The organism is Pedobacter soli (assembly GCF_900101435.1).
Lineage (GTDB): Bacteria > Bacteroidota > Bacteroidia > Sphingobacteriales > Sphingobacteriaceae > Pedobacter > Pedobacter soli.
Genome location: NZ_FMZH01000008.1, coordinates 69,213 through 82,026 on the forward strand (window position 1 = coordinate 69,213; position 12,814 = coordinate 82,026).

The 12,814-nt window shown below is 42.1% G+C and carries 8 protein-coding genes; 7 read left to right on the forward strand and 1 reads right to left on the reverse strand.

From position 1 onward, the window contains the following. Positions 1 to 109: 109 nt before the first annotated feature. From BLR37_RS17460 to BLR37_RS17470, 3 genes are all read left to right on the forward strand, one after another. Positions 110 to 2,869, forward strand: a complete 2,760-nt coding sequence (locus BLR37_RS17460; protein ID WP_208599681.1) for a DUF5695 domain-containing protein — start codon at positions 110 to 112, stop codon at positions 2,867 to 2,869. Positions 2,870 to 3,375: 506 nt separating this feature from the next. After that, complete coding sequence (locus tag BLR37_RS17465; protein ID WP_090770800.1) at positions 3,376 to 4,773, forward strand: aminopeptidase P family protein; 1,398 nt, start codon at positions 3,376 to 3,378, stop codon at positions 4,771 to 4,773. Positions 4,774 to 5,251: 478 nt separating this feature from the next. Further along, positions 5,252 to 6,928: a M1 family metallopeptidase gene (locus BLR37_RS17470; RefSeq protein WP_090771047.1), complete on the forward strand. Its 1,677-nt coding sequence runs from the start codon at positions 5,252 to 5,254 to the stop codon at positions 6,926 to 6,928. A 76-nt stretch (positions 6,929 to 7,004) separates the two neighbouring features. On the opposite strand, the gene BLR37_RS17475 is transcribed toward BLR37_RS17470, so the two are convergent. Further along, complete coding sequence (locus tag BLR37_RS17475; protein WP_039470624.1) at positions 7,005 to 7,253, reverse strand: hypothetical protein; 249 nt, start codon at positions 7,251 to 7,253, stop codon at positions 7,005 to 7,007. Between the two features lie 266 nt (positions 7,254 to 7,519). On the opposite strand from BLR37_RS17475, the gene BLR37_RS17480 reads away from it, so the two are divergent. From BLR37_RS17480 to BLR37_RS17495, 4 genes are read left to right on the forward strand one after another with little or no spacing between them, the layout of a single operon-like run. Next, positions 7,520 to 8,437 carry a dihydrodipicolinate synthase family protein gene (locus tag BLR37_RS17480; RefSeq protein ID WP_090770805.1) on the forward strand — a complete coding sequence of 306 codons (918 nt, stop codon included), beginning with the start codon at positions 7,520 to 7,522 and terminating at the stop codon, positions 8,435 to 8,437. 14 nt (positions 8,438 to 8,451) lie between these two features. Continuing rightward, positions 8,452 to 10,038 (forward strand): aldehyde dehydrogenase (NADP(+)), encoded by a 1,587-nt coding sequence (locus BLR37_RS17485; RefSeq protein ID WP_090770807.1) that lies wholly within the window; start codon positions 8,452 to 8,454, stop codon positions 10,036 to 10,038. Continuing rightward, the gene (locus tag BLR37_RS17490) at positions 10,031 to 11,032 is read left to right on the forward strand and encodes a 4-hydroxyproline epimerase (protein WP_090770809.1); all 1,002 of its coding nucleotides are present in this window, start codon (positions 10,031 to 10,033) and stop codon (positions 11,030 to 11,032) included. The genes BLR37_RS17485 and BLR37_RS17490 overlap by 8 nt, the downstream gene beginning before the upstream one ends. A gap of 18 nt (positions 11,033 to 11,050) precedes the next feature. Continuing rightward, positions 11,051 to 12,292, forward strand: coding sequence for an NAD(P)/FAD-dependent oxidoreductase (locus BLR37_RS17495; RefSeq protein WP_090770811.1), 1,242 nt, complete (start codon positions 11,051 to 11,053; stop codon positions 12,290 to 12,292). Positions 12,293 to 12,814: the final 522 nt, after the last annotated feature.

Sequence of the window (12,814 nt, forward strand, 5' to 3'; positions counted from 1 at the left end):
CCGTAAATACACCAATTCTTTACCGATTTTGCGCTATTTGTAAAGTTGATAGGTGCTTTACTTTTTTAAATCTATTTTTGAATAAAGCGTCATAAACACGTTTTTTATTATGATGAATACAAAACCGACAAGAAGATCAATTACAATAGCTTTTAAAGCAGTATTTTGCTTAGTACTATCTCTACTGTATATTCAGGTAAGTTTAGCCCAATCGCCCTGGATTGCATTAAGTAAAAAGCCATCAACATTAGGGCTGGAGCATGGTTTCAGCCAGTTTGATGCAGGTGCATTAAAACTTAAACTGGTTAAATCATCGCAAACCGTTGCAGGTTTACAGCCTAAAATGGTTAACGATTTCGATTTTGTGCCCAGCGATAGTTTAAAAGTGCGTAGCGCTGATGGTTTGTACCATTTGGGTGATATTAACCTCAAATTGCGTAGTGCCGATAAAGAGGCCTGGACAAGCTACAGCACCGCTGCCAAACGAAATGCCGTTAAAAGTATAGCTGCTGGTAAAAACGTGCTCTCAGCTGCCGATCTGGCTGCAACATTGCCTGCAGATATTCCTTTGCAAATTACCCGGAGCTGGGAAATGCAAAACGGTAAACTCGTGCTTCGTTTCGAACTGAAAAATAAAAGCAGTAAAACTTTAGAAATTGGCGCATTGGGCATTCCGATGATTTTCGATAATATTTTAGAAGGCAGAACGCTGGAGCAAACCCATGCCAAAAATGTGTTTTACGATCCTTACATTGGTCAGGATGCAGGCTATTTACAGGTTACGCGATTAAGTGGTCAGGCGCCTTCGCTTATTGTGGCACCACTCGGGCATACCCCTTTCGAAGCATACAACCCGTTAAACGACGACCGTACACCACGCGGAATTGCTTTTGAGGGCTTTTACGAGTGGATGGTGCACAGTAAAGCCTATGCCGAAAATGAATGGAAAAATGCCGAACAATGGAATAAACCAACAAGTACATTTTTAAAACCGGGCGAAAGCAAAAGTTATGCGCTTCAATTTATCGTCTCGGGTACTGCAAAAAATACAGAAAGCAAACTGATTGAAAATAAAAGGCCTGTGGCCGTATCGGTTCCGGGCTATGTATTGCCTAAAGATGTAGATGCCAAACTTTTTATCAATTATGCTAAGAAAATTAAATCGCTAAGTGTACTACCCGAAAATGCTTTAACTGTAAAAGCCACTGGTGTAACCAAAAATGGCTGGAAAAGCTATTCCGTAAAAGCCAATACCTGGGGCAGAGCCCGTCTATCGGTTGTTTACGAAGATGGACTGGAGCAAACGATAAATTACAAGGTAATTGAACCTGAAAATGAAGTGATTGCCAGCTATGGACATTTTTTAACTACCAAACAGTGGTTTAATCAGCCCGATCCAATTTTTAAAAGAAGCCCCTCGGCCATTACCTACGATTATGAAAAACAGCAGCAGGTAACACAAGATAACCGCGCCTGGATTGCCGGCTTAAGTGATGAGGGCGGAGCTGGTTCCTGGCTGGGTGCCATGATGAAACAATTGGTGCATCCTGAAAAAGAAGAAGTAGACAAATTAAAACAGTTTGTAGATACCGTAATGTTTGGCCATATTCAGCTTAAAGATGGTCCGCAGAAATATGGTGTTAAAAAGAGTTTGTTTTACTATGCGCCCGATTCTCTGCCAAAAGGTACTTATGCTGATAACATCAACTTTAAAACCTGGTCGGCCTGGCCCAAAAAAGAAGCCGATAACCTCGGCCGCTCTTACAACTACCCACACGTGGCCGCGGCGCATTGGATCATGTACCGTTTGGCACGTAATTACACCGGACTGGTGGAAGAGGGGAGTTGGAAACAACACCTCATTAATGCTGCCGAAACCGGTATGGCCATGGTAAACATTGCACCTTATTACGCTCAGTTTGGGCAAATGGAAGGTACCATCTTTTACCTCATCTTAACCGATCTTAAAAACGAAGGTTTAACTGACGAAGCAACGCGGTTGGAGAATGAAATGAAAAAACGTGCCAACCACTGGCGCTCGCTGCAATATCCCTTTGGTAGTGAAATGCCTTGGGACTCCACAGGTCAAGAAGAAGTTTATGTATGGTCGAACTATTTTGGCTATACCGATAAGGCTAATGTAACGCTAAATGCCATACTGGCTTATATGCCTGTGCTACCGCATTGGGCTTACAATGGTAATGCGCGCCGTTATTGGGATTTCCTTTATGGCGGTAAACTTACCCGTGTAGAACGCATGATCCACCATTATGGATCGGGTTTAAATGCCATACCTGTATTGATGGATTACCGTAAAAATCCTGATGATTTTTATCTTTTACGTGCCGGGTACGGTGGTTTAATGGGTACCATTTCTAACATTACACAAGACGGTTTTGCACCGGCTGCCTTTCATGCTTATCCTTCAACTTTGAAGAACGATGGCATTACAGGCGATTACGGTTCAGGATTTTTTGGCTATGCGGTTAATACGGCTGCTTATGTCATCAAACATCCTGAGTTTGGCTGGCTGGCCTTTGGAGGGAATTTAAAACAAGCTGGAACCACGGTAAACCTGAAATTAACCACTGCAGCTAAATCGGCAGTTTACATAGCTGCTGAGGGGCTTTATATTTCACTTGATGCGGGTATCATAGCTGAAGTTAACTACAATATGCAAAACGGGGAGATTAAACTTAAACTCGATGCCGCCAATGCTTATACACCAGCCGCATTAGTCAGATTGTCGCAACCGGCAAAAGTTAAAAATAATGCTTACGTAATGAAAGATGTGCAGGTTAATGCAAGGGGAGCCTATCAGGTTCAACTGAATAAAGATCAGCCTACCGAAATCATCATTAAAAGATAATACCAATTTTCTCAACTCTCGGGCCCTGTAAAAAATCTTTTTACGGGGCTTTATTTTTTATAATCAGATTAATATGGCTGTTATTTAATAATTTAAATGATATAAAGGATAATATTTAGCTATTAAATAGCTTTATATAGCTGATTTTTTAATGATTTCAGTTTGCATTAAGTATTATTAATGACAATATCGGCCTCACATCTGCTTTGATTAAGTTAGATAAATACTTTATTTAAGATTATTTAAATTTTTGATTATAAAATAACTATTTATTGCTGTGGTAATATCGTACAATGGCTACACTGGAGCCATTTAGAATACGCCCCTGGAGTTTGTCATTCCTGTGCAGATTTTGCTGCTATTTTTCGCTTAGCAAAAATTAATTGTGATTTTTACATCCAAACACTAGCTTATAATTTGCAGATACCGCCCATATTTTAGCCAGTCGATTGTGAAGTTGATTGAATAAAAATTGCATTTGGGATATTTGCCTAACAACAAAAAATATGTTTCAAAAGGAAGTTTACCTCCAACGGAGAGCAGCACTTAAATCAAAAGTTAATTCGGGTATTTTACTCTTTATGGGTAACGAAGATAGTCCGATGAACTATAAAGACAATGCCTACCACTTTAGGCAAGATAGTACTTTTTTATATTATTTCGGTATAAACGAACCCTCGCTTGGAGCGGTTATCGACCTTGATGCCGATAAAACCATTTTGTTTGGCAACGAAATGGGAATAGATGATATTGTATGGATGGGCAGGCAGAAAACCCTGAAAGAAAAAAGCATTGATGCTGGTTTAACAGAAGTACAGCCACTTGATAAACTCGACGATTACCTGCAAAAGGCGATCGAAAAAAAACAGCAGGTTCATTTCTTACCGCCTTACCGTGCCGAAAATAAAATTAAACTCAGTCATTGGTTAAATATTCCAATCACTCAGCTGAAAGAAAAAGCATCTTTAACCTTTATCAAAGCAGTTGTTGCGCAAAGATCAATCAAAGGGGCTGAAGAAATAGTAGAATTAAACCGTGCAGCAGCTTTATCAGCCGATATTCATTTAATGGTAATGCAACAGGCCAGGCCAGGCATGTATGAGCGCGAACTTGCCGCAAAAATTGAAGGCGCAGCATTGGCTACCGGCGGAAACATTGCCTATCCGGTTATTTTAACCGTGCGTGGCGAAATTTTACATAACCACTATCATGGCAACCAGTTGCTCGATGGCCAAATGGTTTTAAACGATTCTGGCGTAGAAACCGCTTTAGGTTATGCAGGTGATCTTACCCGCACTTTTCCGGTAGGGAAAAAATTTACTGCTGAGCAAAAAGATGTTTATGATGTGGTGTTAAAGGCCTATACCGATGCCAAAAACATGCTCGCGCCCGGAGTTAGGTATCTGGATGTGCATTTAACCTCGTGTAAAACATTGGCTCAGGGGCTTAAAGATATCGGCCTGATGAAAGGTAACGTTGATGATGCTGTTGCGGCAGGTGCGCATGCCATGTTTTTTCAATGTGGAACCGGTCACATGATGGGACTCGATGTACACGATATGGAAGATCTGGGCGAACAATATGTAGGTTATACCGACGATTTGCTTAAAAATACGACACAATTTGGCTTAAAATCGTTAAGGCTGGGAAAAGCCCTCGAAATTGGTTATGTGTTAACGGTAGAGCCGGGAGTGTATATTATTCCCGAGCTGATAGACCGCTGGAAAGCCGAAAACCAGTTTAGCGAATACATTAATTACGATAAGTTAGAACAGTTCAGGCATTTTAGCGGCATTCGTGTTGAAGATGATTTCCTGATTACCGAAACCGGAAGTACCATGCTGGGCAAGCACCTGGCCATTACTACCGATGAGGTAGAGGCAGTGAGGGGCGAGGCTTATTAACCAATTAGGATATTAAATACGAAGTTGAGATATGATTATTGCATGAAAAGGTATTTGGGCTGTAGTTTTTAGGGCTCTTGCAAACTTACTTTAATAAAGCACAGGTTTTACCTAAGAACGCAGTCAATCCCAAGTGGCAGGGAATCAAAAAAACAGTTGCAGTGCAGGACGAATAGCACTACCAAGCCTAAAACGCAGTGGTTTTGTGGCATTAACCTCAAAACTTTCATTTTGTAGAAACGAACAAAACAAAGTGCCGCTGTTTTTTTGATGAGAATGGGCAGGTGAGGAGCCACCTTGCCGGATTGACTAAGCGCTTTGGGTACTTTGGCGCTCCAAAGTACCATGCCCCCGCGGCATAGAGCGGTAAAATATATCAATTGTTAGTTATTGACGTGGTAGGTACAGCATTAATAGATTAACCGATAAAACACTGTAACTGCTTTTCAAAATAAATTGGCTGATGCCGTTATACGATATGAAAAAAACAACACCTGGCTATTTAACACTGCTTATAGCTTGTTTTACCACCCAGCTTTTTGCGCAAAGCCCCAAAAAGGTTTACACCCTTGCCGATACCTTACGTGGCAGCTTAAATGCCGAACGTACCTGGTGGGATGTGCAGCGTTATGAGCTTTCGGTTACGCCCGATTATAACGATAAAAGCATTGCCGGCTCGAACAAAATTGTTTACAAAGTGGTGAAGCCAAACAGTGGTAAAACACGCATGCAGATTGATTTGCAGGAACCGTTAATTATTGACAGTGTTTTGTACAATGGCAAAGCGCGGTTAAAATTTGAGCATACCGGAAGCGTCTGGTATGTACATGTGCCAGCTCAAAAATTAGCAGCTTTAAACCATGTGCAGTTGTTTTATCATGGCAAAGTGCATCAGGCCAAAAGGGCTCCCTGGGATGGCGGTTTCATTTTTACCACCGATTCGCTTTCGCGACCATGGATGACGGTGGCTTGTCAGGGGCTTGGCGCTTCGGTTTGGTACCCCAATAAAGACCACCAGAGCGATGAACCCGACCGTGGGGCTTCATTAACCATGACTGTACCCGATACGTTGGTGGCTGTTGGGAATGGCCGTTTGGTATTTAAAAAGAATAACGGCAATGGTACCACTACCTACAAGTATAACGTTCAAAATCCAATCAGCAATTATTGCATTATCCCATACATCGGTAAGTACGTTAATTTTAAAGAAAAGTACGCCGGAGAAAAAGGACCGCTTGATATAAATTATTGGGTACTGGATTACAATTACCCTAAAGCAAAGACCTATATGCCCGACCAGGTGCATAAAATGATGAAAAGCTTTGAATACTGGTTTGGGCCATATCCTTTTTACGAAGATGGCTACCAGTTAATTGATGCTTCGCATACCGGTATGGAACACCAATCGGCCGTTTCGTACGGTAACCGCTATAAATTTGGATACATGGGGCGCGACATGTCGGGCAATGGCTGGGGTTTGAAATGGGATTTTATCATCATTCACGAAAGCGGGCACGAGTGGTTTGGCAACAACATTACCACCAAAGATTTGGCCGATATGTGGGTGCACGAAGGCTTTACCAATTACAGCGAAACCCTTTTTGTGGATTATATTTTTGGCAATAAAGCTGGTAATGAATATAATTTCGGGATTAGAAAGGGCATTCGTAACGATAGCCCAATTATTCCGGCTTATGGTGTAAATGCACAGGGAAGCGGCGATATGTATCCTAAAGGAGGCAATATGTTGCACGCCATCAGGCACAGTTTAAATAACGATGCGCTGTTCAGGTCGGTTTTACGTGGACTTAACCAAACCTTTTACCATAAAACAGTTACCACCGGTGAGATAGAGGATTATATTTCTAAAAAAACTGGTTTCAATTACAAAAAGGTTTTTGACCAATACCTGCGCACTACACAAATTCCAACATTTGAGTATTATGTAGAAAAAGGGAAAGCTTTTTACCGCTACAGCAACTGTGTAAAAGGCTTTAACCTGCCGCTAACGTTAACCCAAAGCGGTATTAAAACTGTAAAAATTTTGCCTACAACGCAGTGGCAGCAAATTACACTTAAAGATGGGCAGGAGGCTTTATTTACCAAAAACGGTATTGAATTGATGTACTACTTGAATGTAAAAAACACGAAATAAAGTTTAAAATTCAATGTTTTTTTAAGATGCTTTGTGGGCTATTTTGATATTTTTTTTGGAGAATCTATAATGAATTTTATTTCATCATGCATGGCCGCCCAATCGAGCCGTAGCACCGCCCTTCCGTTCTGCTAAAATCCGGCCTAATAAATTTTTCGGGCTCTACTACAGTATCCCTACCACTGACTTTCAAAGAAAAATTTTCAGCCGGTGGTTTTTGTTTCTTTTTGGCAGCAAAAAGAAAGAGCCCTTCGGCGGCGGTGAGCCGAGGCAAGGAGGTGGGTAGGGTGAAAAAATAATTACAAATCAATTCTACAAACTTCATGGAGAATTTAGGCTTTTAATAGCATCTTTTCTTAGTGTATTCTGTTTTCACATTTTTGAAACTATTTCTTTCTTCCCCGGCGTCAGTCCAAATGGCGTATTTATAGCCAATATTGGTTAAAATCCAATAATTCGGGCGTAGCACGATCCAGTACCTTTGAATGTTATTATTAAGCTAATATCACCCGTGTTTAGCGATTTTAACCTTGTTAGGTTTAACGCAACCGTTAATTTTTAAATCTTAATTATTAAAAACATCATAGTACAATGAGTATCAAATGGACAGGGGTTTTCCCAGCTGTAACTACAAAATTTACAGCAAACGACGAATTGGATTTTCCGGCTTTCGATTTAAATATCGAAGCACAATTAGAAGCAGGTGCTGAGGGAATTATTTTAGGCGGATCGCTTGGCGAAGCCAGTGTATTGAGCGATGAAGAGAAATTCGGATTGTTATCGCATACCTTAACATTGGTAAACGGTCGTGTTCCGGTTTTACTGAACATTGCCGAGGCGACTACCAAAAAAGCAATTGAAGTAGCTAAAAAAGCTGAATCGCTGGGTGCACAGGGTTTAATGTTATTGCCCCCAATGCGTTACAATGCCGCCCCTGATGAAACGCTGGCCTTTTTTGGCGCTATTGCCGAGAGCACCAGCTTGCCGATTATGATCTATAACAACCCGGTTGATTATAAAATTGAAGTAACCTTAGATATGTTTGAGGTACTGACCAAATACGATAATATCCAGGCGATTAAAGAATCGACCAGGGATGTATCGAACGTAACCCGTTTAATTAACCGTTTTGGCGATCGCTTTAAGATTTTTACCGGAGTAGATCCGCTGGCCATGGAAAGTATTGTAATGGGTGCACACGGCTGGGTAGCTGGTTTGGTTGATGCCTTTCCGAAAGAAACCGTTGCGATTTTCAGGTTGATTAAAGAAAACCGCATTGCCGAAGCGTTAACCATTTACCGTTGGTTTTTACCGGTATTAGAACTGGATATTCATGCTAAACTGGTACAATACATTAAACTGGCCGAAGTAGCTACCGGTTTAGGAACTGAGGCTGTTAGGGCGCCACGCTTACCAATTAGCGGTGCAGAAAGAGAAAAAGTACTTAAAATCATTAACGATGCATTAGCTGCTCGTCCCGTATTGCCTGCAGGCAGCTGGGGTAAATAGTTTAATAACCAGATATGAACGGAAAAAATATTATAGCCGGTACTTATTCAGAAATTAATGAAAAAAGCCTTAAAGCCGTTAATCCTGCTACAGGATTAACGCTTGAAGGCGATTTTTTTAAAGCCAGCCAAAGCCTTGTTGATGATGCTTTAACATCGGCAACCAGCGCTTTTCAGGTGTATAGAAACTTAAATAAAGACCTTAAAGCTGCTTTTTTAAATGCCATAGCAGACGAAATTACAGCTCTGGGCGAAGAATTGGTAAACCGGGCTTCGGCCGAAAGTGGTTTGCCTTTGCCGCGTTTACAGGGCGAACTTGGTCGCACAACAGGCCAGCTGAGGTTATTTGCCAATGTGGTAGCCGAAGGTTCGTGGGTAGATGCTATTATTGATACGGCCTTGCCCGATCGCCAGCCTTTACCACGACCAGATATCAGACGAATGTTGATTCCGATTGGTCCGGTAGTGGTTTTTGGCGCCAGTAATTTTCCTTTGGCCTTTTCTGTAGCCGGTGGTGATACAGCTTCTGCATTGGCGGCCGGTTGTCCGGTGGTGGTAAAAGCACACCCTGCACATTTGGGTACCAGTGCGCTGGTGGGTGGCGCTATTGTAAAAGCTGCCGAAAAAACAGGAATGCCAAAAGGTATTTTCTCTCTGTTGTATGATAATGGTTATACTGTTGGCGCAGCCTTGGTGCAGCATCCTTTAACCAAAGCGGTTACTTTTACCGGTTCGTTTAAAGGCGGGATGGCTTTAGTTAACCTTGCTCAGCAGCGCGAGCAACCTATTCCGGTTTTTGCCGAAATGGGTAGCATTAACCCGGTAATCTTTTTACCAAAAGCGATCGAAAATCAGGCCGAAGAACTGGCCAAAAAATATGCAGCATCCATTACTTTAGGTGCTGGTCAGTTTTGTACCAACCCGGGTTTATTGCTGGCAGTACAATCGCCAGCCTTAGAAAACTTTAAAACGGTTTTAAAAGAGGCTATCGCTACAATTCCATCGGCTACCATGCTTACTGAAGGTATTGCGCAAAATTATATCAACCTTTCTGCAGATATTGTAAATGAAGGTGGTGTGGCGCTTTTATCGGCTTCGACGGTGAAAAACAGCGAACTTCAAAATCAATCGGAAGCTAAAATTGCCCAGGTAAGTGCCAGCGATTTTATCCGGAACCCGAAACTCCGTGAAGAAATTTTTGGCCCATATTCGCTGCTGGTAGTAGCACAGGATATGGCTGAGCTCGAAAAAGCGGTTGAGGTATTGGAAGGACAGCTTACCGCCACTGTGATGGCCGATCAGCAGGAACTTCAAAACTATCAGGCTTTAATAAACAAATTAACCGATAAAACAGGTCGGATTATCCTGAATGGGGTGCCAACCGGTGTAGAGGTTTGCGCAGCCATGCAACACGGCGGACCATTTCCGGCCACGAACGATAGCCGCTTTACCTCGGTAGGCTCAACAGCTATTAACCGTTTTGCGCGTCCGCTTGCTTATCAGGACTGGGAGCAAGGTTTATTGCCCGATGAACTGAAAAATGAAAACCCTTTAGGTATTTTCAGAACGGTGAACCAGAAATTAACGAAATCTTATGAGTAAAACATTTTTTTGTGTAGATGCACATACTTGCGGAAATCCGGTTAGGTTGGTTGCAGGTGGCGGTCCTCAGCTTATTGGTGCCAACATGAGCGAAAAGCGGCAACATTTTTTAAAAGAATTCGATTGGATCAGAACAGGTTTGATGTTTGAGCCCCGGGGTCATGATATGATGTCGGGCAGTATTCTTTACCCACCTCACGATCCAAAAAATGATGTTGCAGTACTGTTTATCGAAACCAGTGGCTGCCTCCCGATGTGTGGCCATGGCACCATTGGCACCATTACCATTGCTGTTGAAGAAGGTTTGATTAAGCCCAAAGTACCGGGTGTAATCAGAATGGAAGCACCTGCCGGCCTTGTTTTAATCGAATACAAACAGGAAGGTAAAAAAGTTAAATCGGTGAAACTTAAAAATGTGGCTTCTTACCTTGCAGCAGAAAACCTGGAAGTAGAATGCCCGGATTTAGGTACGCTTACCTTTGATGTGGCTTATGGCGGAAATTTTTATGCCATTGTAGATCCGCAAAAGAACTTCCCCGGACTCGAAAACTATACCGCTTCGCAACTGATTACCTGGAGCCAGACCATCAGAAAACGCATTAACGAAAAATATACTTTCGTACATCCTTTAGATCCGACCATTAATGGCTGTAGCCATGTATTGTGGACGGGAAAAACAATCGACCCTACATCAACTGCAAGAAATGCCGTGTTCTATGGCGATAAAGCTATTGACCGTTCTCCTTGCGGAACCGGTACCTCGGCCCGTCTGGCGCAGTGGTTTGCCAAAGGAAAACTAAAACAGGGTGAAGATTTTATTCACGAAAGTTTTATCGGTAGCAAATTTATTGGCCGGGTAGAAGAGGTGGTAGACTTGAACGGAATTAAGGCCATTATCCCGAGTGTAGAGGGCTGGGCAAAAGTTTACGGTTATAATACCATTAAAATCGATGCCGAGGATGATCCTTATGCACATGGATTTCAGGTGATTTAGTGTTTTAAAATTAAAAGAATGGCGAAAGTATTAATAATAGGTGGTGGAATTGTAGGCTTGACTTCTGCATATTATCTGCAGAAAAAAGGTTACGAAGTAACTGTTTTAGATAAAGGAGATATTACCGACAACTGTTCTTTTGGTAATGCCGGGATGATTGTACCCAGTCACTTTGTGCCCCTGGCAGCACCTGGTATGATTAAGCAAGGCATCAGATGGATGTTTAACAGCAAGAGCCCTTTTTATGTGCGCCCATCGTTAAATGGCAATCTGATTAACTGGGGACTAAAGTTTATGAAACATGCCACGGCAAAACATGTCGATGCGGCTGCAGTTCCGCTGCGCGATTTATCTTTGCTCAGCAAAAAACTTTATCAGGAACTTGCCCAGGAACCCGGTTTTAATTTCGAGTTGACCAATAAGGGCATCCTGGCTTTTTATAAAACTGAAAAGGCAGGCGAAGAAGAAGCACATTTAGCCGAAAAGGCCATTGATTTGGGGCTGGATATGGCTGTTTTAAGTGCCGATGAATGCCGTGCTTTACAACCCAGTTTGGCACTTGATGTTTTAGGTGCTGTGCACTATCGTGATGATGCCCATTTATACCCAACCAAACTGATGAATGCCTTATTAACTTATTTAACCAGTAACGGGGTTAAAATTGAAAGGAATAAGGAGGTTGATAAAATTGAAGTTTCGGGTAACCGGATCATGAAGGTTTTTACCGGCAATCAGGCCTGGGAGGCCGATCAGTATGTGTTGGCTACTGGTTCATGGTCGCCGGCTGTAGCTAAAATGGCCGATTTAAAAGTATCTTTAATGCCTGGTAAAGGTTATTCATTTATGGAGGCAGAACCTCAGCAGCGCTTAACTATACCTGCGCTTTTATGCGAGGCAAGGGTCGCCATTACGCCAATGAACGGCCAGATCAGGTACGGCGGTACCATGGAGCTCGATAAAATTAACACCCGCGTAAATATGCAAAGGGTTAAAGGTATCGTAGAATCTGTACCTAACTATTTCCCCGATTTAAAACCTGCCTTGCCAGCCGAAAAAGATATCTGGTACGGTTTCAGGCCTTCATCGCCCGATGGTTTACCTTACATTGGCAGAAGTAAAAAAAGAGAAAATTTAATTATTGCTACAGGTCATGGCATGATGGGCTTAAGCCTTGGACCTGCAACGGGTTTACTGGTAAGCCAGATTGTTGCCGAAGAAGCGAAGGCCTTAAAACTCGAACCTTTCTCGGTTGATCGTTAAGTTTTTTGTGGTGTCAGATGGAAACATCTGACACTTTGAATAGTATATCTCTCTGCCGGATGGTAACATCCGTCAGCACATTCTATACTCCGCGCAAATCCGCGTCTGCGCGGCTAAATGCGAATATATCTGTGTTCATCCTTTCCATCTGTGGTTTATGGTGTCAGATGTTTCCATCTGACACTTTGATCGTATATCTCTCTGCCGGATGGTAACATCCGTCAGCACATTTTATACTCCGTGCAAATCCGCGTCTGCCTGGCTAAATATGAATATATCTGTGTTTATCCTTTCCATCTGTGGTTTATGTGTGGTGTCAGATTTTTCCATCTGTGATTAATTTTTTATTATATCAGCGCTTAACTAATTTTTGCGTAGGCTGTTACGCCATAATACCACGCATCATTTGGTGATATTTTATCAACTTATAGCAGGATTTTAACCTAGTTGTGCTTTTTATTGGTTTTTAAAAGTTAATATCCTTACATTCATTTTATAATCAACAACCTAAACCAACTAACT